The 23,802-nt window shown below is 61.4% G+C and carries 25 protein-coding genes; 13 read left to right on the top strand and 12 right to left on the bottom strand.

Features of this window, described 5'->3' with window-relative positions; genetic code table 11:
• Positions 1-390: 390 nt before the first annotated feature.
• Positions 391-1,413, bottom strand: coding sequence for an alcohol dehydrogenase AdhP (gene adhP, locus VF662_RS06660; protein WP_464139117.1), 1,023 nt, complete (start codon positions 1,411-1,413; stop codon positions 391-393).
• Between the two features lie 522 nt (positions 1,414-1,935).
• On the opposite strand from adhP, the gene VF662_RS06655 reads away from it, so the two are divergent.
• The 3 genes from VF662_RS06655 to VF662_RS06645 all read left to right on the top strand — a co-directional run bounded on the left by VF662_RS06655 (position 1,936) and on the right by VF662_RS06645 (position 3,775).
• Positions 1,936-2,568 (top strand): CPBP family glutamic-type intramembrane protease, encoded by a 633-nt coding sequence (locus VF662_RS06655; RefSeq protein WP_464139113.1) that lies wholly within the window; start codon positions 1,936-1,938, stop codon positions 2,566-2,568.
• Positions 2,569-2,619: 51 nt separating this feature from the next.
• Positions 2,620-3,471, top strand: a complete 852-nt coding sequence (locus VF662_RS06650; protein ID WP_464139111.1) for a DUF6544 family protein — start codon at positions 2,620-2,622, stop codon at positions 3,469-3,471.
• Positions 3,472-3,559: 88 nt separating this feature from the next.
• A complete protein-coding gene (locus VF662_RS06645; RefSeq protein ID WP_464139108.1) occupies positions 3,560-3,775 on the top strand; it encodes a response regulator in 216 nt (71 codons plus the stop codon).
• Between the two features lie 746 nt (positions 3,776-4,521).
• Here the strand turns inward: VF662_RS06645 and VF662_RS06640 are convergent.
• Both VF662_RS06640 and VF662_RS06635 read right to left on the bottom strand, forming a co-directional pair.
• Positions 4,522-4,902 (bottom strand): response regulator transcription factor, encoded by a 381-nt coding sequence (locus VF662_RS06640; RefSeq protein WP_464139105.1) that lies wholly within the window; start codon positions 4,900-4,902, stop codon positions 4,522-4,524.
• A gap of 50 nt (positions 4,903-4,952) precedes the next feature.
• Entirely contained in the window at positions 4,953-5,642 is a 690-nt protein-coding gene (locus tag VF662_RS06635) for an alternative oxidase (protein ID WP_464139102.1), read from the bottom strand.
• Between the two features lie 199 nt (positions 5,643-5,841).
• Here VF662_RS06635 and VF662_RS06630 point away from each other — a divergent pair, with 199 nt between their 5' ends.
• Together VF662_RS06630 and fixJ are read left to right on the top strand one after the other, a co-directional pair.
• Complete coding sequence (locus tag VF662_RS06630; protein WP_464139100.1) at positions 5,842-7,287, top strand: sensor histidine kinase; 1,446 nt, start codon at positions 5,842-5,844, stop codon at positions 7,285-7,287.
• Positions 7,277-7,891 carry a response regulator FixJ gene (gene fixJ, locus VF662_RS06625; RefSeq protein WP_464139097.1) on the top strand — a complete coding sequence of 205 codons (615 nt, stop codon included), beginning with the start codon at positions 7,277-7,279 and terminating at the stop codon, positions 7,889-7,891. The genes VF662_RS06630 and fixJ overlap by 11 nt, the downstream gene beginning before the upstream one ends.
• A 36-nt stretch (positions 7,892-7,927) precedes the next feature.
• Here the strand turns inward: fixJ and VF662_RS06620 are convergent, their stop codons facing one another.
• The 3 genes from VF662_RS06620 to VF662_RS06610 all read right to left on the bottom strand — a co-directional run bounded on the left by VF662_RS06620 (position 7,928) and on the right by VF662_RS06610 (position 10,539).
• Positions 7,928-8,416, bottom strand: a complete 489-nt coding sequence (locus tag VF662_RS06620; RefSeq protein ID WP_464139095.1) for a hypothetical protein — start codon at positions 8,414-8,416, stop codon at positions 7,928-7,930.
• Between the two features lie 531 nt (positions 8,417-8,947).
• On the bottom strand, positions 8,948-9,358 hold the full coding sequence (locus VF662_RS06615; RefSeq protein ID WP_464139093.1) for an esterase/lipase family protein: 411 nt from the start codon (positions 9,356-9,358) through the stop codon (positions 8,948-8,950).
• 350 nt (positions 9,359-9,708) lie between these two features.
• The gene (locus VF662_RS06610; protein ID WP_464139090.1) at positions 9,709-10,539 is read right to left on the bottom strand and encodes a cyanophycinase; all 831 of its coding nucleotides are present in this window, start codon (positions 10,537-10,539) and stop codon (positions 9,709-9,711) included.
• Positions 10,540-10,903: 364 nt separating this feature from the next.
• Here VF662_RS06610 and VF662_RS06605 point away from each other — a divergent pair, with 364 nt between their 5' ends.
• Both VF662_RS06605 and VF662_RS06600 read left to right on the top strand, forming a co-directional pair.
• Positions 10,904-11,722: a hemerythrin domain-containing protein gene (locus tag VF662_RS06605; protein WP_464139087.1), complete on the top strand. Its 819-nt coding sequence runs from the start codon at positions 10,904-10,906 to the stop codon at positions 11,720-11,722.
• Positions 11,709-12,617 carry an isoaspartyl peptidase/L-asparaginase family protein gene (locus tag VF662_RS06600; protein WP_464139085.1) on the top strand — a complete coding sequence of 303 codons (909 nt, stop codon included), beginning with the start codon at positions 11,709-11,711 and terminating at the stop codon, positions 12,615-12,617. Before VF662_RS06605 ends, VF662_RS06600 begins: the two co-directional genes overlap by 14 nt.
• Here the strand turns inward: VF662_RS06600 and VF662_RS06595 are convergent.
• Positions 12,614-13,525 (bottom strand): methyltransferase, encoded by a 912-nt coding sequence (locus VF662_RS06595; protein WP_464139081.1) that lies wholly within the window; start codon positions 13,523-13,525, stop codon positions 12,614-12,616. The two genes, VF662_RS06600 and VF662_RS06595, sit on opposite strands and share 4 nt — an antisense overlap.
• Before the next feature lie 714 nt (positions 13,526-14,239).
• On the opposite strand from VF662_RS06595, the gene VF662_RS06590 reads away from it, so the two are divergent.
• From VF662_RS06590 to VF662_RS06565, 6 genes are all read left to right on the top strand, one after another.
• Positions 14,240-14,689: a hypothetical protein gene (locus VF662_RS06590; RefSeq protein ID WP_464139079.1), complete on the top strand. Its 450-nt coding sequence runs from the start codon at positions 14,240-14,242 to the stop codon at positions 14,687-14,689.
• A gap of 307 nt (positions 14,690-14,996) precedes the next feature.
• Positions 14,997-16,067 carry a non-homologous end-joining DNA ligase gene (gene ligD, locus VF662_RS06585; RefSeq protein ID WP_464139075.1) on the top strand — a complete coding sequence of 357 codons (1,071 nt, stop codon included), beginning with the start codon at positions 14,997-14,999 and terminating at the stop codon, positions 16,065-16,067.
• A 332-nt stretch (positions 16,068-16,399) separates the two neighbouring features.
• Entirely contained in the window at positions 16,400-16,822 is a 423-nt protein-coding gene (locus VF662_RS06580; RefSeq protein ID WP_464139071.1) for a hypothetical protein, read from the top strand.
• Between the two features lie 84 nt (positions 16,823-16,906).
• On the top strand, positions 16,907-17,509 hold the full coding sequence (locus tag VF662_RS06575) for an SOS response-associated peptidase (RefSeq protein WP_464139068.1): 603 nt from the start codon (positions 16,907-16,909) through the stop codon (positions 17,507-17,509).
• Between the two features lie 151 nt (positions 17,510-17,660).
• Positions 17,661-17,897 (top strand): hypothetical protein, encoded by a 237-nt coding sequence (locus tag VF662_RS06570; protein ID WP_464139065.1) that lies wholly within the window; start codon positions 17,661-17,663, stop codon positions 17,895-17,897.
• Positions 17,898-18,358: 461 nt separating this feature from the next.
• The gene (locus tag VF662_RS06565) at positions 18,359-18,589 is read left to right on the top strand and encodes a DUF6961 family protein (protein WP_464139060.1); all 231 of its coding nucleotides are present in this window, start codon (positions 18,359-18,361) and stop codon (positions 18,587-18,589) included.
• Between the two features lie 25 nt (positions 18,590-18,614).
• On the opposite strand, the gene VF662_RS06560 is transcribed toward VF662_RS06565, so the two are convergent.
• From VF662_RS06560 to VF662_RS06540, 5 genes are all read right to left on the bottom strand, one after another.
• Positions 18,615-19,142 carry a hypothetical protein gene (locus VF662_RS06560; RefSeq protein WP_464139055.1) on the bottom strand — a complete coding sequence of 176 codons (528 nt, stop codon included), beginning with the start codon at positions 19,140-19,142 and terminating at the stop codon, positions 18,615-18,617.
• The gene (locus VF662_RS06555; RefSeq protein WP_464139050.1) at positions 19,139-19,579 is read right to left on the bottom strand and encodes a hypothetical protein; all 441 of its coding nucleotides are present in this window, start codon (positions 19,577-19,579) and stop codon (positions 19,139-19,141) included. Before VF662_RS06555 ends, VF662_RS06560 begins: the two co-directional genes overlap by 4 nt.
• A 193-nt stretch (positions 19,580-19,772) precedes the next feature.
• Positions 19,773-20,141 (bottom strand): hypothetical protein, encoded by a 369-nt coding sequence (locus VF662_RS06550; protein WP_464139048.1) that lies wholly within the window; start codon positions 20,139-20,141, stop codon positions 19,773-19,775.
• A 341-nt stretch (positions 20,142-20,482) separates the two neighbouring features.
• Entirely contained in the window at positions 20,483-21,844 is a 1,362-nt protein-coding gene (locus tag VF662_RS06545; RefSeq protein WP_464139045.1) for an HlyD family type I secretion periplasmic adaptor subunit, read from the bottom strand.
• Entirely contained in the window at positions 21,841-23,589 is a 1,749-nt protein-coding gene (locus VF662_RS06540; protein ID WP_464139041.1) for a type I secretion system permease/ATPase, read from the bottom strand. Before VF662_RS06540 ends, VF662_RS06545 begins: the two co-directional genes overlap by 4 nt.
• Positions 23,590-23,802: the final 213 nt, after the last annotated feature.

Genomic DNA, 23,802 nt, shown 5'->3' with positions numbered 1-23,802 from the left:
AAGGCTGCCGCCGGAGGTCACTCGTTTCGCTCGGCCGAACGTTCGCTTGAGTTTTTCATCATCGATGCTCGCCGGCCTCCCGTGGAGGCAACCGCAGCTCTTCTGACAACTCGGTCGCACGTCCGCAACGGGTCGAAGGCGGACGAAACTAGCGCCACGGGCTGAACGTCCGCTTCGCGCCGGAGGCGTGTGAAGGCAGACGGTCTGCTTGCCAAAAGGAGACGAGGGATTGGGGTTGTCCGATATGCGCCAGTTCCGGCCATCCATCCGGCGGGCGAACTTCCGGGAAGCAGAAATGACCCTTGGCCATTATTGGAATTGTGCGAGTGTGAAGAAGCCCAGTCGCCGCGTCGGCTGCATCAGCTGAACTGCTAACGGGCGCCATCGATATTAGGGCGTTAGCACGATGCGCCCCTCTACCTGCCCTTTCTCTAGCCGCTCGAAAACGTCGTTCACGTTTTCAAGCGGTTCCACCGCGACATTGGCCCGCACTTTTCCCTCAGCGGCAAAAGCGAGCGATTCCCGGAGGTCCTGCCGTGTTCCCACGATCGAGCCCCGAATGGTGATCCGCTTCAGCACCACCGGGAAGATTGGCGTCGGAAAGTCGCCGGGTGGCAGCCCCACGAGAGCGATGGTGCCTTTACGCCTTGAGATGCCGATCGCCTGCGCAAACGCCGATGTGGACACGGCAGTGACGAGGACACCATGCATGCCGCCCGTCTCCTTCACCAGCCGCTCGAGCGCACCTCCCTCGCTGCAATTGACGGCGATGTCGGCGCCCAGGCGAGAAGCGAGCTCGAGCTTCGCCGGATCGACATCGATCGCCGCCACGTGGAGGCCCATTGCTTTGGCATATTGCACGGCCACATGACCCAAGCCGCCGATGCCGGAGATCGCCACCCACTCTCCTGGGCGCGCCTCCGTCTCCTTCAGCCCCTTGTAGGTGGTGACGCCGGCGCAAAGGATGGGCGCGAGCGCCGTGAAGTCCGGATTTTCCGGAAGCAGGCCGACGTAGTCGCCGCGCGCGAGCACATATTCGGCATGGCTGCCGTTAACACCGTAGCCGGTGTTCCGCTGGAGCTCGCAGAGTGTTTCCCAGCCGCTCGTGCAATAAGTGCAGTAGCCGCAGGCGTCGTAAAGCCAGGGCACGCCGACCGCATCTCCTTCCCTGACATGGGTGACGCCGGGACCGACGGCGGCAACCGTTCCTACGCCTTCGTGCCCTGGGATAAATGGCAGATTGGGCTTCACGGGCCAGTGGCCGCGCGCTGCATGAAGGTCAGTATGGCAGACGCCGCTCGCCTCGATCTTTACGAGCACGTCCCCCGGACCGACCTCGGGAACGGGCACGTCCTCAATCTGCAGCGGCTGATCGAAGGCGTGTACGACGGCGGCTTTCATTATCTGGGGCATGTTATCCTGCTTAGGTTGCGGGCGAAGCAGCCGAGCGAAGGAGTTCTCGCGCGGCAGCTTGTTCTTCAGTGAGCGGCAGCGGTGTGACTTGTGAACTCGTCGGTTAAGACGGCAGCCAAATCGCTTCTATGAAAGCAGACTAGATGCAGGTCTCTTGCCCGCATATTCGGGTATTCTCCTTAGGTAGAATACCGGAGGCGCCTGCGTACGCTCCAACTTCTATAAATCTCACGGTGCTGGGTTGGCCGCTCCGCTGGGCAAGCGTCTCCAGCGATGCTCCGGGAGACCGGTTGAGAGGAACTGTTGAACAAGTTACGAGGAGAACCGGACGCAACTGGATCAGGCCGATATCCTACGTCCCTGGGTCTGGCATGGCTCCTTTTGTTCTTCGTTTTGGCGTTCTCTCTCTCCTGGGTCGTTTGGGCCCCGCTTGTATCTGCCAGAACGAACGGAGGCGCCAGCCCACCCACATGGCTGCACCTGGTCGGCAGCATTGGCCCAGCTCTCGCAGCCATTGTCTCTGTGGCGCTCAGTGCCGGCCGTTCTGGTCTGATGGAGCTCTGGCATGGGTTGTCAATCGGCCGGCCTGGGCGCCTGGGATGGCTGATATGCATTGGCCTCCCTTCGCTTCTGTTTTTGGCCGCGGTTGGCGCCGAACGCCTTTTTCAAGGCAGCTGGCCCAACCTAAGGCTCGCGCTCACTTCGAATGAATATCCCTATCTGACTTCGGCGGAACTTCTTGGAGCTCAGATATTCTTCTATGGCATCGGAGAGGAGTTGGGTTGGCGAGGAGTCGCGCTGCCGTCTTTGATGTCTCGCATGAGCGCGTTGGCGGCTTCGGCGCTTCTGACTGCTCCGTGGGCACTTTGGCACCTGCCGCTCTTTCTGACGAATGAAACCTATATCGAGATGGGTGTCGCGGGTGTCGTCGGCTGGATCTTGAGCCTGCTTACAGGTTCTGTTCTGATGGGCTGGCTCTTTCTGGCGACCAATCGGTCGGTGCTAGTCGTGGCGACGTTTCATGGATTGCTGGACCTCGCAATGGTCAACCCAGCGCTGGGCCCGATCGGGATGAATGCCGCGGGTGCACTCGTGACGTTCGTAGGCATGGCCGCGGCAGTGCTTCTTTGGCGAGGGCCTTGTGAGGCTAAGTGAGCGCCTCGTCTCCCACTCGAACCACAGCTGTGCAATCTTCGTGGAGGAAATATGAACGCGGGTTTTAAGGCTGGAGCGTTCGGAGCTGTTCTTGCCGGCGCAGCTGTTGGCGTAGCGTTCTACTCGCACCAGCGCGCGATGCAGCAGGCCGAGGACGCCTGGCGCCGGATCGCGTCAAGGTCGACGTCGGCACCGGAGCGATTCAGTCCTGCCATGGTGGCTGAGCTGCCGGAGATCGGCCGACGCTATTTCAACTACGCCATCGAACCTGGGACGCCGCTTCTGACTACGGTCGAACTAGAGATGGATGGGACTTTCCTGCTCGGCGATCGGCAAAGCCATCAAACCTATTCAATGCAGGCTCGACAGATCCTCCAGCCGCCGTCGCAGTTCGTGTGGATACCGCGGTTGCAGTCCGGAATGATGCGGATCACCGGATCAGATGCTCTTGTCGGGGGTGAGGCTTGGACACGCTTTTGGCTGCTTGGCCTGGTTCCCGTTGCGGATTCCCGCTCGTCACCCGATCTGGTCCGCTCCGCTGCTTTTAGATCGGCGATGGAGGGTATCTGGGTGCCCGCATGCCTGCTGCCTCGGCATGGGGTGACTTGGGAGCAGACGGGCCCAAACGAGGCTCGTCTGCACTTTACCAAGTTGTCGCCTACATTGATCCTCCGCTTAGCTTTAGCGCCTGATGGCTCAGTGCGTGAAGTCGTGGGCGAGCGCTGGTCAAACGCAAACGCTGATCAGCAATTCCGCCTGCAGCCGTTTGGCGGCACGATCCATGGAAACGATCGTTTCGGCGGCTACAGGATCCCGACGAATGTGCGCGTTGGCAACCATTATGGAACGGCAGACTATCTCCCGTTCTTTCAGGCAAGGGTGAGAGGGGCTCGGTTCCTATAGCTTCAAAGCCGCCTTTCGGCCGGACCTCCGCGCATCGACTCGACTCAATGTCCAGCTGCGAGTATTTTCTTGTGTGGGGGTGCCGAACATGCACGCGCTCATCATTGAGGATCAGTTCCTAATCGCGGCACTCATAGAAGAGGAGCTGCGCGAACTTGGTTACTCATCATTCGACGTTGTGGACCGCGAGCTATCCGCGGTGGCCGCCGCCGAACGCAAGTGCCCCGACCTCATCACGGCCGACGAACGCCTCACGGATGGCAGTGGCGTTGAAGCGGTACAGAAGATATGCGTGACCAAGTAATTCCTGTCGTATTCATCGTCGGGAGCCCACGTGACCTTGCTCGGCCTGTGCCATATGCCGCCGTCATCGGAAAACCATTTAGGTCGGCGGACCTTCGCGATGCCATCGGTGAAGCACTACTCCTCGCGCGGCGCCAGCTTGAGGCGGTCGAAGAATAGACGGTTGATCCAGGCCATTCGCGCCTAGGTGGACGGCGTGTTGACATGCACAAATATACTTACAGTCCGAGCCTTACCTCCGAGCCGCCGAATGGGCTAAGCTCGCTCGTGTTCGGAGTCGATGCATGAGGAGCAATGCCGATGGAAACCGAGCGCAAACCTGACGAAGATGAAGCAAGGCTCCCACCGGACTTTATGGGCGGGGAAACACCTTTGTTCGATTGGGAGCCTGATTCGCCGCGTGTCCCGCCTGCTGCTCCTGAGAAGGCCGACGCTTCAGGTGATCCGCAGCCTGAAGGTGGAGCCGAGCGGCCTTATTGGAGTCGGCTGACGCAGCTGTTTGGATAGTCGAGGCGAAGGAAGTCTGCCGGCGAAGAACGGCTGAAGCTGCCCCCGAACGAGGGTGTCAAAGCGCTATAAGCAGCTCGCTCCCGCAAAGGTGCCACAGGGCGCAATTTAGCGAACTTGTCGCCCAGCTTCCGCGCCAGCTTCTTTGCTTTTATGTTCCCAAATCTCCATCGGCGCTCTACAGCGCCAATACACTGCGTCAGTGGTTTTCAAGTCGTCTTTCAACGGCAGAGACTGCTCTCAGGCCACCTTCGCTTCCGCTCGCAGACCAGCCCGAACAGCTGCGGTAAGCGCGTCGCCCAGAAGAGGCTTCTCGATGATCACTGCGCCCGCCTCGGCCGCACGGGTGCGAACGTGCCGGCTGGGAGCGCTCGTGATCAACACCGCCGGCAGCTCGACGCCACGGCCGCGAAGGATCTTCAAAAGCGACAAACCGTCCATCCCTGGAAGGCGGTAATCCATCACGAGGCAGCCTTCCTGAGGGTAGTCCGCCTTGTGTGCCAGGTCCTCTCCGCATTCGAACGTCTCGATTAGAAAGCCCTCTATCTCGAGCGAGAATGCGAGGGATGCCCGCACTGCTGGATCGTCATCGACGAGAAGGATCTTGGGACGAGCGGCCATTTCTGGGCTCCTAGAAAGAGAGGCGGCGGGAGACCCGCCGCCTCTGACCTTCAAGCTGCCTGCTTCCAGGTTGGCTGCAACTCAACGTGGGGCGGGCAAGGCGCTACCGAACTGACGGGAAGGCCTGCTAGCTCATTCGCGTACCCGTGATTGACGTCCCTGTGATGAGCTTCGTCGGCGCGGACGACCAGAACCACGTCCCGGAGCGTCGAACCCTCAGGCAGTCCCCAGTAGCGCTTGGCGATCGCAGGCGCCGGTACATTCTCGGAGCGGCCCTCGTCGATCTCAGCGAGATAATGCGTGTAGCTGATCACAGCTTCCTCTTCGAAATAGCCGACCACCCGGTGCGCCGTTTTCGAGCTCACGAGATAGAGGGCGAAGAAAAAGAGGTAGAAGACCCATTGGACGCCGATGATCACGGCACGCTCAAAGAGGGTGGGCTTACTGATCTCGATGAAGGTCATGAGGTGCATGCGCTCATTCTCGGCTTCGTCCATGAGCGTCTTAATCCAACCCTTGTCGTCGCACATGCGGCGGAGGCAGGCGAGATGGTTGATCGTGGCGCCCACCATTCCCGGAACAGCAGCAACCGTTTCCAGCACGACGGCACGGTGGCCATAACGTTCTGCGAAGAACGTGTCGGCGGTCCAACGAAGCAATTTGGTGAAGCCGAACGCGATGCGGTCGGACAGGCCCTTAGGCTGATGGTGAACGCTAAGGTCAATGAAGGGTGCGGTCATTTCAAATCTCCTGCCGACTGCGCCATCACCGCGCTGCCGTTGGAGCCGATTTAGGCCCGTCAATAAGATGCCGAAATTCGGGTGTTCACCCTAAGTAGAATCCCGGAGGTCGCCGCCGCCTTGCTTCCCGGCTATGCAGCCCGCGATGGCTCGGAACGGCAACGAGATCAGCTCAGCTTTACTGCGTACAGGACCCCTGATGGCCTGCCTGGCCGCTGTCATAGCCATTGCCGCAGGAATGGCGGTGCGGTTCGGCCTGGATCCATATCTGGGTCAGCGGGCCACGTTTCTGTTCGCGGTGCCTGCGGTCGTGCTCGCAGCCGCCCTTTCGGGGCTATGGCCGGGGCTGTTCGCGACCGCCGTGGGCGCCGCCGCGGGCCTGGCACTCGATCGTGCAACTGGGGGGATCTCGAGCGGCAATTTGATCGCAGGACTTGTTTTTATCCTCGTGGGCGTGGCGGTCACTATCGGCGGCGAGTGGTTTCAGAGGGCGAGGGCCGCAGGCGAGGCGATCACCGGTGATCTCGCCCGTCGGGAGGCCCACCTCCGCTCGATCCTGGAGACGATCCCCGATGCCATGGTGGTCATCGACGAGCAGGGGCTGATGAGGGATTTCAGTCAAGCCGCCGAGCGGCTGTTCGGCTGGACCCCGCTCGAGGTCGCTGGGAAGAACGTCAGCATGTTGATGCCGTCGCCGTATAGGGAACAGCACGACGGCTATCTGGAGCGATATTATCGCACCGGCGAGAGGCGCATCATAGGCGTCGGCAGAGTGGTGGTCGGCGAACGGAAGGACGGCTCGACCTTTCCTATGGAGTTGGCCGTCGGCGAGATGAGGATCGGTGAGAGCCGCTTCTTCACGGGGTTTATCCGGGATCTCACTGAGCGGCAGCAAACTGAAACTCGTCTCCAGGAACTCCAGACCGAGCTTGTCCACGTGTCGCGCCTCACCGCGCTGGGCGAGATGGCGTCATCGCTTGCGCACGAACTGAACCAGCCGCTCTCGGCGATCGCCAACTTCCTCAAGGGCAGCAAGATGCTCCTCGAGAGGGACGAGATCCCAACGGAGCGCATCGCGCACGCGGTTGACCGTGCCGCCGAGGAGGCGCTTCGCGCAGGCCAGATCATTCGCCGGCTGAGGGACTTCGTTTCGCGCGGCGAGACCGAACGCTCGATCGAGAGCCTTCCGAAGCTGATTGAGGAAGCTAGCGCCCTCGGCCTCGTAGGTGCGAAGGAGCATGGCATCAGAGTCCGCTTCGATTTCGATAAGAACATTGACCTTGTTCTCGCGGACAAGGTCCAGATCCAGCAAGTCGTCCTCAACCTCATTCGGAACGCGATCGACGCGATGATCGATTACCCGCGCCGCGAACTGACGGTGAGCCTGTCCCTAGCTGATGACCAGATGGCGCTCGTCAGCGTTGCTGATACTGGACCCGGCATCAGCGCTGACGTTGCGGACCAGCTCTTCCAGCCATTCGTCACCACCAAGCGAACCGGGATGGGGGTTGGCCTCTCCATCTCCAGGACGATCATCGAGGCGCACGGCGGGCGGATTTGGGTTGAGCCGAACCCTGGCGGCGGCGCTGTATTCCGCTTCACTGTTGAGAGCGTTGAGAAAGAGGAGCTTCTGGATGGCCGCTGAGCCAGTTGTGCACGTGATCGACGACGATGATTCGGCGCGGGAGGCGCTCGCGTTCCTGATAGACTGCGCAGGCATGCAGGTCCGCAGCTACAGCTCCGCCGTCCAGTTCCTCGACTCCGTCCCGCACATGGAACATGGCTGCATCGTCACAGACGTCAGGATGCCGGAGATGAGCGGGGTTGAGCTTGTCGATCGACTCAAGGCGCTGAAGATTCCTGATCCGGTCATCGTTGTCACGGGGCATGCTGACGTCCCGATGGCGATCCAGGCGATGAAGGCGGGCGTGTCAGACTTCCTCGAAAAGCCTTTCAGCGACGATGCTATCTTGAACGCGATCCGATCGGCCCTCGCGCGTCGCAGCGGCCGTGAGGAAGCCGATGCCGAGCGCGAAGCCATCAAGACTCGCATGGCGACATTGTCGCAACGGGAGAAGGAGGTCCTAGACGGTCTGGTCGAGGGTCACGCGAACAAGGTGATCGCCTTCGACCTCAACATCAGCGCCCGAACCGTCGAAGTGTACCGCGCGAACGTGATGACGAAGATGAACGCCGGGAGCCTCTCGGAGCTGGTGCGCATGGTCACGACTGCGAGGCTCACCGGCTAAGCACCGCCGGTCCTCCAGGCGGCGCCTGTCTGCTCTTCACATGATCACTGCGGCCGCGATCGCCATCAGTAGCACTCCGAACGTGAGTAGAACCGGGACGATCATCATTTGAACCAGAGCCGCACCACCGGTGCTGTGCCCCGTGAGCGTCTCCATTCCGTTCTGCATGAAGCGATCGAAGCTTGGCCGCGCTTCCTGCCCGGGCTCTTGGCGGAAGAAAAGCCAAGGCACGGTAAAGTACGCCACCAAAAAGAGCGCGCTGATCGTCATCATGTAGATCGAATAAGAAGAAGCCACCGTGGCGAGTGCGAACGCGCCCAGCAGACCGACGTAGGAGCAGACGATCAGCTTGCCCACTGCAGCAGGCACGTCGGGCGCCGCCGCTGTTGGGCTGAAAACCGCACCTTCGGATACCTCTTCGCTATCGAGGAGCGGCAGCGGAGCCATGGTCGCACTGGTGGGCCAAACAGCAGCTACATCGACTTTGGTGAAGCTATCTTTGGCTCTGGTCTGTTCGTAACGCATCTCGCTGCTCCTCTCGTTGCCGGGAGCAGACTAGATGGACTGGCACGAGTGCGATATTCGGAGATTCTCCCTAAGTAACTTACCGGAGGCGGCGCATTAGGTGGTTTGGATGTCGCAGCCCAAAGCTTAATCTCGCGAGAGCTTGGCCTCAGTGATCGTGTCTGATTTCGCCGCTTCCGATTCGAAAGCGGACGGTCTGCTTTCGGCCAGAAGCAGACGCAGGGCAGAGGCGTCTGCTTTGCGCTAAAACCGGCCATTGGCGGCCACTGGAGAGCGTTAGGAAAGCGGACCTTCATCAAGGCAGAGGAGCTACGTTCGCCTACGAACCCTTGCCGCCACAGTGATGGCGTGACAGGTCAGCCGAGGGGCAAAGCAAAGGGGTCTCCCACACGGGTCGGCTCGAACACGGGGAGCAGCCTGCTGCTGGCGAGAAGGTGCTCGACCTCGATGCAGTCGCCTTTAGCAGTATCGAAGAACACCGGTTCGCCCGCCTCGACGTCTGTGGCCGCCAGGCAGAACCTGACGTTTCCGTCATTCAGACGATCGAAGTCTACAAGGACCGAGCGTGGAAGCGGCTACGCTGTTGTCATAGAGGCTGCGGGCCTCGCCGCGACCGTTGCCCAGGTGACGCGGGACGAACAGGGAGGGGCTACTGGTAATCCCGTTTGTTGCTGAGTTGATCCAGTTGCGCACGCCGCGCGACCGGCCCCGGCTCCCGAACCCCCAGGGATCGAGCCACGTCGTTGGGAGCGCTTCGACTGAGATCGCCTGCCAGAATGTGCCGAGCGTGATGACCAGCGACACCTCGTCCGGTCGGCGCTTTGCGAGCTCTCGAGCATAGAGGCCGCCGAGGCTCCAGCCGATCAACGCAACAGGCCCTCTGGCGGTCTGCAACACCTCGTCGAGGCGGCGGCCCAACCGCTCGAACGTGTCCGGCCGCACGCCCTAGGTTGATGCCGTTGGCCCAGCCGAATGGCCGATAGCCGGCAGCAGCGAGCGTCCTCCGCAGCCGCACCGTCATAAGATCATTCCCGAGAAATGCTGGGAACACGAGTACCGGCCGGCCCTTCCCCGTCCTCTCGACGGCGATCCAGATGGGGGTGCCGGAGATGAACCGGCCTCGCTCCGACACCAGAAACAGGAGCAACTCGGCCACTTCTTCAGCCGATCCGCCTTCACCGTCTGTCAGAGGAATCTTGCCGTCCGCATATTCAGGGCTGCGGCCTTGCCGATCCCCGGACCAGCTCCGGTTACGAGCGCAACCTTGTTTCTGAGCTCCATGGCCGATCCATTCAGCTTCGAGAGGCGGGGGAGGCGCGCCGCACTTGCATGTCGAAGCTATCGCCCGCTGCGAGCACGTGAACCTGGATGTCGTGCAGCGACAGAACCCGATTTGAACCGGCCTCCGCGACGTTGGAGTAAGCTGCCTTCTTCGCGTCCACGATGTAGACCGCGCCGTTGCCGATGGCGGTTAGGACGTCACCTTCGACAACCACGGCCGTGTCTTCATCGATGCCGAGGCCAAGCACCCGGGGATTGTGCGCGATCGCACCAATCAGGCGTCCAAAGCGGCCTCGTTCCGCAAAATGCTGGTCGATGATGACGTCCCGGATCAGCCCGAGCCCGGGAGCCATATGGAGGTCTCCGATCCTGTGCGTCTCCGAGCTTGAGCCTTTGACCAGCATCGTGTCGCTCATCATCGACGCACCAGCGGATGTGCCCGCGATCACGCCTCCGCGTGCAAGGAGCCGATGCAACTCGTCCTCAATTTGGGTCCCGCCGATCTGGGATGTAAGCCGCAGCTGATCCCCGCCCGAGAAGAAGACACCTCCAGCGTCCCGGAGGAGGTCCAGCTTTTCGGCCGTTTCCGCCCGGTTGGTGACGTAGAGCTCCACTAGCTCCCCTGTTTCAAGGTCCGCGAAGGCCTTGTCATAGTCGTCGTAATAGCCTTCCGGTTGGTGGCTTGCGACGGTAGCCAGGACGAGTTTGGACGGGCCCACACGGCGGGCAACCTCTTTCAGGATGATTCGCTCACCGCTCGGCTCCCGGTCTTCATGGCCACCGATGATGATGAGCGTGCCTGTCTGCGACGGTTTTGGGCTCGATGTCACGGCGATCTCCATGGGTGCATCCGCAGCGACCGACCGGAGTGATCTGCCGAAGAGTGGAAGCGCAGAAACTCCCTAAATACCGATAGTTCCTGCCAAAATGGCGAGGCAGTCGCAGGTCGCCTTCGGCGCTGCCACGGCACGATAGTGGAGGTCTGAAGCTCCTCAACGACGCGTCGAGTTGCGCAATCCTTCGCATTCTAAGCTATGTTAGGCACTATTTCTGCAACGGTGCCGCCCGCGCCTCGTTCGTCTCGACTGAATGATCGTGGGCCTATCTATGGCACAGAGAGGACACAAGCAGGCCGGCTGATCGAACGCGAATTGCGGTGAACTACAGTACGACGTGGCGCCAGTTCGTATGGCCAAAAGGAAGCAAATGAAGTCATTGGCGCATCAGAGCGTGGAGGAAATGGGCGGTGCTGGAAGCGTGCTCAGCCGACAGAAGCGCGACCACGTAAAGCTCGATCGCTTGCTGGGCCGGCTGGGCGCCGCGCCTCCGGCGGAGCAGAACGCTGTCCTTCTCCAGATCTATCGCTTGGTTTTCCCACATGCCTATGCGGAGGAAACAGTCCTCTGGCCGGTCATTCGGCGTGTTCTCGTGGATGGGCACGAGCTGACGCTTCAGGTGGAGCTCGAGCATCAGGAGATTAACGAGCTCGCCACCCGGCTCGAAACGCTGGAGCAAAGTTCTGCCGAGCGGCATCGAGTGCTTGAGCGGCTGGTGGAGCTTCTCCGAGAAGATGTCCGCGATGAAGAAGACAAGCTCCTGCCCGCCTTGCAGATGAAGCTTGGAGTTTCCGAGCTCCGGCGTCTTGGCATAGCCTGGGAGGCAGTTCGGGCATTATCGCCAACTCGCCCCCACGCGATCGTCTCACGACGTCCGCCGGGCAATGTGCTGGCGGCGGTGCCTCTCACCATCCTCGATCACTGCCGCGACGGCGTGGACTCGCTCATCCGAGGACGGACAGGAGCAGCATCGTCGCCTCTCAAGGGGCTCAGCTCCTCACTCGCCCGTGCCTCGAATGCCCTGGAGCGGCTCCCAGGCCTGCGGCGCGGGGAGGATCCGTCCACCAGGCGTGGAACAGCCCGGCCGCCCTGGGCGGCCGCCGCCATAGTAACAATCGTTGCTGCCTCGGTGGCACTCGCAATGGCAGGGCGCAAAACGGGAAAACGGAGCAGCAATGGCGCAATCTGAAGGTTGGTCTCTCATCGTGCACGGCGGCGCGAAGCCCTGGGACGCCGCTGAAGAGCAGGCAAACAGGGACGGGGTGCATCAGGCGGTTCAGGCAGGAGCGGCAGTCCTGGCGTCCGGCGGGAGCGCGCTCGACGCGGTCGAGACCGCAATTCGGACCTTGGAGGATCTGCCAGTCTTCAACGCGGGACGCGGCTCGGTGCCGAACCAGGCTGGAGGCGTCGAGATGTGCGCCGGCCTCATGGATGGGCGGGATCTGTCGGCGGGCGCGGTCGGAGCGATCCGGGAGGTCCGCAACCCGATCGGCGTAGCCCGGCTCCTCATAGCGGAGAAGGAGGTGCTCCTCGTCGGTGAGGGCGCTACCAAGTTCGCGAAGGAGAGAGGCGTTCCACTGGCAACCGAGCAGGAATTGCTGGCGGAGGCAGAGAAGCAAGCCGCTTCCGAAGGGCAGCATGACACGGTTGGCGCGGTGGCGTTCGATCAGCGCGGCAACCTTGCCGCCGGGACTTCCACCGGCGGCATTAACGGACAGAAGGTGGGCCGGATCGGCGACAGCCCGCTTCCGGGTGGGGGCCTTTACGCCGACAACCACATCGGCGCCGTTTGTTTCTCCGGCGACGGTGAGACCATAACCCGCTTGGCGTTGTCCGGCAGGATCATGGCCTCACTGGAAGACGGCGAAAGCGTCGAAAGCGCCATTGCGAAGTCGGTTGCGAAGCTCCCCGGAACTGGGGGTGCGGAAGCGGATGGCGGAGGCATCGGCATCCGAAAGGACGGACAGGTCGGCTGGGCTCACAACAGCCCCATGTTCGCCGTCGGCATCCTGACAAGCCGGATAAGCGGCCCGGCGGTTTATCTCCACAAAAGGGAAGAAGCAGCCGGCGGCGATCGCCTCTAGGCCTCTTTGCGGATCACAGCCGCTACGGCGGCGATCCTTTCCACCTGCGCGTATCCCGGCCTGGATAGCTCCTCCCCGAAAATGTCGGGATCGAGCTCCTGATATCGAACGCTGCATCCGAGGCGCGGCAGTTCTGCTTCGAGGGCGGTCCGCAGCGCGTCGGCGCCATCCACTATGGCGGCACCCGTATAGAGGATCATGCGCCCACCCGGCGTCAGCCGCTCGGCAGCTGCGAGCGACCAATCGAGTGAAACCCGTGCTCCGTGAAGATCTCCGCCACTTCGATACGTCCTCTGATCCGAGTCTATCATGAAAGGGGGATTGGCGATCACCACGTCGACGTTGCCGAGCACCTCAGACAATGACGAGCCCTCGATGAGCTCCACCTCCAAGCCTGCATGAGCGGCATTGATGGCTGCGAGTCTCAGCGCGAGCGGATTCGTGTCGAGGAGTGTCACGCGGGAAGGATGGATCTGCCTTGCTGCGACGATTCCTCCGACACCGGCGCCGGTTCCAAAATCCACCAGGCGCGGCTCTCCTTCGACGTTGGCCAACTCCCGCATCAGCAGATTGGCAAAACGATAGCTGTCTGGACCTAGGAATACCGACCTGTCGTCGTCCGTCGGAAAGGCCGAATGGAGGAAGAGATCGCCGCAGAGGCGTGCCACCCGGACTCGGCTCCGCAGCCTTCCGTCCTGCTCCCGTCTGAGGGCGCCGGAGACTTTAAGTGACTCGATGATTCGGTCGGGGAGCAGCGACGCTTCGGCCGGCAGGTTCCAGCCGAAGAAGTCGCGAAGGCCGCGAGCGGCAAGCTTGTCCGGCCTGGATAACACCCTCCGTTGGGTGGCAGGCGTCGGGGTCACGAATTCGTAGCCGCAGCTCTCGAGGAAGCTGAGGAGATCGGGCAAGCGATGCTGTGCTTGATCTGTAAGCTGCAAAACGGCGGACCCCCTGATGCTCGGCTGCCGAGGCAGCTCTGCGGGCCCAAAGCAGAGCCACGCCGTCTGTAGCAAGGCCGAAAGTCGCTTCTAGCCTCCTGGAGCTACTCAGGCGGGGCGGAGCCGTCGAGCAAGGCGATTGCGTTGCCGAGCCTTCGCAACGCCTTCTCGGCCGTCGTGCCCGAGAGGGCGTCCTGCGCGCTTGCCTGCAGTTGCTCTGTGCGCTCTAGGAATAAGAGCTTGGCCGCTCTGAAGGAGGCGATAGGCCGAGTTGCGGGGCACCGCGAATATCATGCCGCCATTCGCCCGGATGAGCGGGATCCGTAGGCACCCTTGCCAAGGTGGTGCCGTTACCTGCCGTGCGGCCGCTAAGCGCCCTTTGCCGACGTTAGGTGGTCGGTAATCTAAACTCTGCTTTGCGCCAATAGCAGCCATTCAGCCCACTTTTCGATTTGCCAAAAGCGGACGACCGAATGTGTGAGGCAGGTGTCCCGACGATCGCTTTGTCCAGCTCAATCAAAGGCGTATCATTAGCCGCAACCCTCGTTGCTGCTAATGAAACGTCGGTAGCCAAGGCCACGATTGACATGGTTTATTGCCCCTCCCGATGCGGGACACGCATACTCCGGTGAGCGTGGTGGGGATCGCGCGACACTGCGAACCCTATTCTCCTCGGGAGCGGCCGTGTTCGAACCTACGCTGGCAGGCAGGGAGCTAGAGGCGAGGCTCCTTGCCGCACTCGAAGAGGCAGTGCTGCTCCTACGCCGGGACCAGATGATTGACCGGATGCCGTCCGCTCTCGAGGCCACTGCCAAGCGGCTATACAGCGTCCGAAGACTGCGAGAGCGCTACTTCGCCCCCGATCTTCTGGGTGAGGCGAGCTGGGACATCCTGCTTGACCTATATGTCGCGAGAGCTGAGCAGCGGCCGGTGTCTATTTCCAGTGCATGCATCGGTGCTGCTGTGCCGCCCACGACTGCGCTCAGATGGCTCGGCAACCTCGAAGAGGAGCGCCTAATCCGGCGCTATCGCGAAGGGAGTGACCGCCGGCTGGTGCTGGTCACCCTCACTGACGCTGCATTCGAGAAGATGAGCAGCTTCCTCGAATGCGTCAGTTGCTCCCACATCGATTGAAATTGCCCCTTCCGTTCGCTTCTGTAGAGAGGCCATGGCCAAAGCGACGTGGGCACCAGCTTGAAACAGGCCGAGGTGATCAAGGCCGCGAAGCAGGATTCCCAACTGGCGGTGGAGGGATCGGGCTTCCCGCCGAGCCTCTTCCGAGCAATTTGGCAATGTGTGATCCGAACGGCCTGACTTGCAAAGGTACGACCATACCAGGCTCTTCTCGGCTGTGCCATCGCGCGACGGCAGCAGTCAGCACTAGCGGCCGCCGGAACCGATCCGAGAAGCTTCTGTTGAGTCCGCCCGAAAGGAGGCTGAATTGGCCGACCGTGATCTCCAGCGCCTGAGGCTGCCGCGGGGCCTGAGCCGCGTCGAGCTCAACGAACGCCGCCTCTCCGCGCCCGACCTGCCCGAAGCGCGGCACCTGTACCGCTGTGACGCCTGTGGCCAGGTGGTGGATCGGCGCCAGCTCGGTGATGTCCTACTTCACGAGGAGCCGGGGCACGAGCGCACATCTGAGGGACTCCGCTTCATCAAGCCAATGATGCCGACGCTCGTCGACGAACCTCCGGAGGGAGGCGAGTGGCAGCACGAGATCAAATACGACGGCTACCGCACGCAACTGGTGATTGACGGCGGCCGCGTCCGCGCATTCAGTCGCAACGGCCATGATTGGACTGCCAAATACCCGGGCATCATTCGCTCAGCGGCGGAGCTGTTCTGCGCCAGCGCAATTATCGATGGCGAGGTGATCATCCAGGACGAGCAGGGCCGGTCCGACTTCGGCTCCTTCAAGGCGGCGATGGATCGGCGGCCGGAGGAACTGGTCTTCATGGCTTTCGACCTGCTCCACCTCAACAGCAGGGATCTGCGCTCCTTACCCTTGATCGAGCGGCGCAGCTTCCTGCGGGAGCTGCTGGGGGAGAACGAGCCCTCCTGCTGCATCCACTTCAGCGATCATGTTGTCGGCGCCGGTGCAGATCTCTTCGCCGCCGCCGATCGAATGGGGCTGGAGGGGATCGTCTCGAAACGCATCACGAGCCGGTATCGGAGCGGCCCGTCAAAGTCGTGGCTGAAGGTGAAGTGCTTCGGCGAGGCCGAGTTCGTGGTGATCGGCACCGCCCGCGGCGATCGAGCCCCGACGGCCCTACTGGCACGCGAAACGCAGGCGGGGCTGGAATATGCCGGCTCCGCCATGGTGACGCTGGCGGATCCGGACCGGGAGACGTTCTGGCGCATGAATGAGCAGCTGAAGGTCGACCGGCCGGCGCTGGCGATGGAGTCCCGCAGGGAGACCTCATGGTTGCGGCCGGAGATGCGGGTGCGGGCGCGTTATCTCAAAGGTGAGGAGATGCTAAGGCACGCCACCGTTAAAGCCCTTTTGCGCTGACGGTGCACCCGCTTCTGCGTCAGCATACCGCCGCACCGGCTCCTGAAGGAATTGCTCGTTATCGGGGATCACATCCCGTCGGCCCGACTTGCCTTTGGCGGCCCATGCAATCGCAGCGCTGTGAGTGCTCGCGTGGAGCGCTCCTGCCAATGCCGGCGCGGCGCCAGGCATTCCGCCCCGACAGCTATTCATCAACAAGGCCGAGGATGCCTCTTGAGAGAGGCGGCGTTAAGCTGTGCCGACCCCTGCGCGCAACTTGCTGACAGGAAGGATTGCGATATTTCTACTCGGCTCTAATCTGTGAGCGCCTAAGTCAATCAATGGGGGGGGTTATGAGAAGCGAGGCAGAGCGAGTAATTAAAAAATTGCGTTCGGACAGGGCAGCCGCGCAGCGTTTCTTGCGGGATCCAGGCGCGGAATGGGTTGCACAAGGCGGGCCCTTGCCGGCGGGCGTATCGGTTGCTCAGTTCTCACAGGGAGTGCGCGGAGGGCCAACCTACAAGGATATCGAGGCGCGGGCCAACGGCCAGATGAGCGCCAGCTGGGCGACTCCGTGCACGACTACTTTGGTAATCTTGTTTAATGCTATCGGAATCACTGGAACCGTCGCGGCGGCGACCATCTTCACGGGCGGACTGGCGCCAGCGATTGCCGCGATTGCCGGGGTTTCCGTCAGCGCCCTGCGGGCGATCCTTGCTACATTTGTCCAAGGCAGCGTCGTCGCTCTCGCCGCGCTGATCTGCAAGGGCACCTAACCGGTAGCCTCCAAGCGACAACGGACGGGAGGGAGGCCGTAGCGGACATTCCCTCCCGCAGCCTCGCCAGCTACGGTGGCCGCCATGTGCAATCGGTACCGCGTCAGTGCTAAGCAGATCGAGCTCGCGCAGAAGTATGGCTTCGACGTCGACAAGCTCATGCCGGAGCCGGAGCCGCTCCCGCCGCCCGAGTTGTTCCCGAAGCGGCTTGGCTGGATCGTCCGGAAGCACGACGGGGAGCGCACCCTCGAAGCCATGAAGTGGGGCATCCCGCGGCACATGAAGGGCAAGAGGGGCAAGCCGACCGTCAGCTACGTCACCAACGTGCGGAACCTGGAGAGCCCCTTCTGGCGCTCAACGATCGCAAACCCACACTACCGCTGCCTGGTGCCGGTGACCGAGTTCTGCGAGTGGAGCGGCGAAAAGGGTTCGAAGCAGGAGCACTGGTTCAGCCTGCCTGCTGCGCCGATCTTCACCTTCGCCGGCATCTGGCGGCCGACCGCGGAGGGGAACTGCTATGCCTTCCTCACCTGCGAAGCCAACCCACTCGTGGCTCCGATACACGAGAAGGCCATGCCGGTAATCCTGCACCCGGAGGATTACGATCGCTGGCTTGATGGTGAGGCAGCAGACGCTTGCTCCCTCGTTGCTCCGTTCCCGTCGCAGCTTATGTGCGTCAGTGCCTAAGCGCAGAAGACATCCTGTTGCGACTCCGGAAGAAGCGCCCCTAGTATCCGGAGCGCTTGTACAGGCGGGGCGACAGCTCGTGCGAGCAGCTCGGCTGCGGACTAAGCATCTGCCAGTCGGTCTGCAGACCGCCCCCGCGCTTGAACTGCTCTTGGTCGTCTACTTGGCAGAACAGGAGCGGCGCGAGTTGCGAGCTAGCGTAGCTTGCGACGAGGCTGCCATCGCTCACGCGACGGGCTTCGCGTGGATCAATCGACTGGAAGAGGCCGCACTACTGCGTCGGCATGCCTCTTCTGAGAACTCGAAGTACGCCCTGCTGCGCCTCACTGATGAAGGGCGTTTGCGAATGGGCGCGTTGCTAGCCGAACTTGATGGTGAATGGTTCTGATCATCCATAAGGGCCGTAGTTGATGCTCACGTCTTTCCTCTTTGCCACCGTCGCTGCCGGCACCTCCTTCACCTGCACCCCCACGCAAGTCTGGGACGGCGATGGGCCGATCTGGTGCGCGGAGGGTCCCAAGATCAGACTTGCTGGAATAGCTACACGTGAGATCGACGGCGCATGTAAGCCGCACCACCCTTGCCCCACAGCTTCCGGGGTCGCTGCTCGAGATGGGCTGGTGGCTTTGTTAGGGGGGAGCAACGGCGTCGCGGGAACGGGACACATCCTTGTGAAGGCGATGCCGCTTCGCTGCAGTTCGGAAGGATCGGCGAAAGGGGATCGCACCGCCGCCTGGTGCACCACGTCAGCCGGCGTGGACCTCAGCTGTGCGATGGTGCGGAGAGGCTTCGCATTGAGATGGGATCAGTACTGGCGCAGACACCGCTGCTCATGATCTAGGGTACGTGATGGCAGTCGATAAACCAGATTGCGCGCCGACCCACATCCTTACGGACTGGGAACTCTGGGCCTGCGCGCAAGAGATGGTGAGGCAACACGGCTTTGATGCGCCGATCATCGCTGCCATGCGTGCAGACGAATTGATGAAGAAGGTCGATCTTGATGGAGCGGCCAACTGGCGCTTGATCGTCCAGCGTATCAACCAACTCATCCCCCCGGGAGAAGCGTCGAAGCACTAGCTGCTCAGCGCACGGTAGCTTTGAGTCAGCGCGACACCGAAAGCCGCAAGTCTGATCGGGTATAGCCCCGAACCAAAGTGCCCTTCGGAAGCTTGGCACTTGTGCCGGTTACGAAGGCACCAAAAGCCCCAGCGAGAACGGCTGTCCCGACGACGGGAGCCGCACCGCTCTTTCCACGATCGTCGGTGCGGCCTTCAATTCCTATCCGGTGCCCACCCACCTCCATGAAGAGCAACTGCATATCAATACGGCCGCGCTTACCGACCATCCCCTTGCCAATGACGCGGCGGACTTCCCCAACAGCGCGGGAGCCGCGAGGAATCACCACGTAGCCACGTGCCAGAACGTCGTCGGTAACAGTGAGGTCGAACCGCTGCCCCTGACGGGCCGTCAGCGAGCTAAGCTCCTCGAGCGTCGCAAGAGGAACTTCAGTACCTGCCGGAAGTACCAGGCTTCCATGCTCTGCTGCACCCACCGGCGCGGGCACGGGGCTTTGATGGGCTGGCGCTAGCGCCAACAGCGCCACGCCGGCGGCAAGTGACAGCGGAATCATCGGGCTTCAGCAGCGGTCGTTGCGGCTCTCGCTTGCACAAAAGCGGCTGTAGCCGGATCGAAGGCCATATCCTCCGACACGTAGCCGTTGAAGATCTCGCCGGCTTTGAGCTTGGCGGCATTACCCTTGGTCAAAAGACCGAACACGCCGAAACCGATCATGCTCATGATGACGCGATTGCTGCTGCCGGGACCCTTCGTCTGCTGCTCTCCTCGGATTGGGATCTCGCCCTCACCGACCTGCACGTGAAGAAGCCGAGCCCCGAGGCGTCCGGACTTACCTACAGCCCCGTTCTCCTGAACATGCACGATCTCGCCGACGGCCTTTGCGCCAACAGGAATGACCTTCACGCCGTCGAGGACCACATCCTCGTCAACGCGCAGGAGGAAGCGATCTCCCTCCTTCGCGTCTCGCGAGTTCACTTCCTTCGTCACCATGAGACGCACCAGAGTGTCTCGTGGAAGGAGAATGGCCCCTGTGGCCGTTCTGGTTGGAGGAGCGATTATCACCGCCGGGGGCTTAGGAGGTTGCCCAGCTGTGTCGATCGCCTGTGCCGGCGCGATGCCCGGCAGGCACAATCCAGCGCAGGTGGCCGCCAGGAGTGCCTGCCGTCTCATCAGCTGCCGCTCCTTACTTCTTGAACTTGATGGCAGTGCCGGTCGCGTTCGTCTTGCCCCAGCTGGTAAGTGATACGTGGGAGTCGCCGTAGCTGGCGTTGATCACCGCATCAGCTCCGAGCTTCTCACCGCGCTCCCAGAGCTCCTTGTAGATCTTCTTCTGCGAAGCTTCCTTGCTAAAGACAGTGGCCTTGCGGACGCCAGCCTTCACCTCGCCAAGCACCGTGTACTCGCGATCCTTGATGTCATGCGGAAACACCGGAACCCCGACGTCCTCATTGACGATGACGAACTCCTTCTTTGCCTTCTCCTTCGAAAGAGCAGGCTGAGCAGCGGCGAACGAAAGAACTGCCGCCAGCGCGGCGACTTTGATCAGTTTCATTTGGATTTTCCTCGAATTTGAAAGGCCAGAAATGTCAAAATAACGCATTTGCGTCAAGGACATACCTCAAATATGTTGTTGCGGATGAGCAACAGCATTCGATCAAACCCGCGCCAGTAAGAGTGGCTTTGGGGCCGAAGGCGACTTTCACATTCCCCGGTTGCGGGGGAGCACCTTGTCAGCCGTCGCCTCGCCGTAGCGATACGCCTCTCGCTGCTGCGTCGGCTCACGCCGGCAGGCTTAATCGGACGCTGGAGACACGTGTTTGGTAGGCTAAGGCCTGCCGACGTCCGGTGAGATCATGAGGTACTGACAGCTGCAAGCGGCTCCGAGCGCCTAGGTCAAATCTGACGGAATGATGTCCACACCGTGTGGGTGAGCGGCTCCAGAAGATACTGCAACGCAGTCCGCTTGCGGAGCGGAATGAGGATCTCGACTGGCATCCCGGGCTTCAGCTCAAAGTCGTTTCCGAGAATGCGCTTTACGTTCGCTAAATCGTGGGGCCGCACCGTTACCTCAGCGGGAAAGAAGCTCTCTCCGGTTCGCTTGTCGGTGAGGCTATCCGCGGAAACCCTGGTCAACGTACCCTCGATGTTTGGGAGGCTTCGTTCATGAACTCCGCTAAGACGCACCTGAGCGAGCTGTCCCACCCGCACGTCATCAGCGTCGTTCGGTGCTATTTGCACCTCCAGCACCAGAGCTGCCCGCTCCGGTACGATCTCCATTAGCGTCTCCCCAGGAGCCACAACCCCGCCGGCCGTGAAAACCGACAGTCCGACGACTCTCCCTGTTGCCGGTGCTGTGACTCTCGTGCGGGCGAGGCGAGCGCGTGCAGCACTTAGCTTCGGCAAGAGGTCACCAACGGCGGCTTCCACATCACTCAGCTCGGAAGAGGCCTTATCGCGGGAGGCTTTCTCGGCTTGAGCAACCTCTAGGCGAGTGCGCTGTGCCTCCTCAGATGAGCCGACCACGGTAGCAGCATACTGCCCGAGCTGTCCCCGCAGTTCCGCTTGTGCTCGCTCCAGCGAGCGTATCCTAGTCTTCGAGACGAACCCTTTGACTTCCAGCGCTCGGAGGCTCTCAAGTTCCTCGCTGATCAAACGCTCCTGTTCCCTTACGGCTGCCAACTGGCTTTTGAGCCCAGTCGATCGAGCACCCACTTCCGCCGTCTGTTGGCGGATCACGCTTTGGCTCACGTTTAGGAGAGACGATCGCGCAGCCAACTGCGCCTGATTCACCCTGAATGCGTCTTGGGCCTCCTGGAGGTCGCGCGGCTCAAGGGATCTAAATTCGGCCGGCCAGGTCATATTGGTCGAGCCAAGCTGTTCTGACCGCAGCCGAGCCTTCCGAGCGACCAGACTGATGAATTGGCTGGTGAGCGCCCGTTCCTCCCCAAGCGCCTCAGGCGACGACAGCTGCAGCAGCAACTGACCCCTTCGGACGCGGTCACCTTCTTTCACGAGGATCGATTGGACGACTCCGCCGTCACGATGTTGAACCGACTGACGTTGTCCTGATACTGTCACTCTGCCCACGGCGTAGGTCGCAGCATCCATCCTAACGGTCGCGGCCCATCCGAGAAAAACCACGAAAAACAAACCTGCGACAAGGAGCCCGATCCGAATCTCCGTTCTCGGATCGTCGTTCAAGTCTGGACCTGATGGCGACGGCAAGAAGGCTTCGGCAGAGACTATCTGGTTCATGCCTGCTCCCTGGCTAACGAGGTTGGCACCACCCTCGGCGATGCGATTGTTTTAAGCACCTCGTCGCGGGTTCCCTTCAACTCCACGTGCCCGTTTCGAAGCACAAGCAGGCTATCCACCACCGATAGAACGCCCATCCGGTGGGCGATTAGCAGAACAGACGCACCCTGCGCCTTTAGGAAGGAGATGGTTTTGACGAGCCGGCTTTCGGCTTCGTTATCGAGGTGTGCATTTGGCTCATCGAGGATGACAATGCGAGGCTGGCCGTACAAGGCTCGCGCAAGGGCAATCTGTTGTGATTGACCAGCAGAGAGCCCGCGGCCGCCCCACCCCAGCCTGAAGTCATACCCGCCCGGCAGCTGGAGGATCATCTCATGTGCGCCGCATAGCCGTGCCGCTTCGATGACTGCAGCATCAGTCTCGGCGGAATCACCACCGGGAAGATTGGTCTGAAAGCGAGCGATATTCTCCTTGATTGTCCCCGAAAAGAGGCATGGTTCCTGCGCAACGTAGCCGATGTGGCGCGCTAAACGCTCTGGTTCCCACTCCTTCATCTCGGCACCATCAAATCGAACGTAGCCAGCGTCCGCAGGAGTGGCACCCGAGAGGACCCGAGCCAGAGTGGATTTACCAGCTCCGCTTGGGCCGATCAGTGCAAGCACCTCCCCAGGGGCAAGCTCAAAACTAACCTGGTGAAGGATGGGCGCTTCTCCGCCGGCACGAGTAACGGTGACCGCCTCCACATCGATCTTTCCTGTAGGAGGAGGAAGGATCGTCTTCGCAGCGCAGGCCGAGCCCCTATCCAGCAGGTCGCCCAGTTCGGCGTAGGCAGCTCTTGCTTGGACGATGCTACGCCAAGCCCCGATAATCTGCTCCATGGGACCAAGGGCACGAGCGGCAAGGAATGACGAGGCAAAGATCGCGCCCCCGGAGATCAGATTTTCGACAGCTAACAAGGCTCCAAGCCCAAGTGCGAGCGACTGAAGTGCGAGCCGTACGAATTTCGTCAGCGAGACATAGCGGCTGGAAGCAAAATTCGCTTCGGATTGTAGCGACCCGCTCTGGCGGCGCTCGGCGACGTGGCGCGCCACCAATGCTTGGCGCATCCCTAAGGCTCGGACCACCTCCGCGTTCGCAGCGGTCTGATCCTGGCTAGCATAGGCCAGTCCCGAAGCGACGGCCGCCTTTTGCGTGCGATCCTTGGTTGCTCGCTCATTTAGCCAGCCGAGGAGGAGCAAAAGCAATGCGCCGCAGAGCGCCAGTGCGCCGATAGCTGGGTGGATGAGGAAGCAAACGCAGATGTAAATCGGCGTCCATGGCGCATCGAAGAGAGCTAAGACAGCCGGCCCAGTCAGACTTTGGCGCAGAGTGTCGAAGTCTCGCAGGATCTGCCTGTTGACGCTGCCGCTCCTACGGGTGTCCGCGAAGGTCGCGTCAAGGATGTCGGGAGCGAGTTGCTTCTCCAGTCTAATGCTTGCGCGGACGAGCAGGCGTGAGCGAAGTGCGTCCAACGCTGCGAGCGTTGCGAGCGAGAACAAGAGAACAAGCGTAAGAGCTAATAGGGTCGTGGTCCCCCTGGTGGGCACCACCCGATCGTAAACCTGTAACATGTAGATCGAGGGCGCGAGGAAAAGCAGGTTCAGGAGAGCACTGAAGAACGCCGTCCAGAGGAAGTGACCTCTCACCGTCTCCATCACGCGGCCAAGAGTCCCCTTCACCCTTGGCGCTGCCTCGCCATTACCCATTTCGTCCCCCCAGAAGAGAACCGTCACCGGAACCGGCGTAAGCTCTCTCTCACGTCAAACCTATCTTATCGATCGCCAATCGAACAGTAACTGCGTGTGGCCCCAACCGCTAGACTGGCGCGGCCGGTGGGCGGGTGTCCCACTTTGAAACACGGGCTTGATTTGGCTCAGATTCATTGTCAGCCTCCATGTTGCGGCCGACCAGTTCGCTCA

It is taken from the genome of Allosphingosinicella sp., assembly GCF_036387215.1.
GTDB lineage: Bacteria > Pseudomonadota > Alphaproteobacteria > Sphingomonadales > Sphingomonadaceae > Allosphingosinicella.
This window is presented reverse-complemented; position numbering and strand designations above follow the sequence as displayed.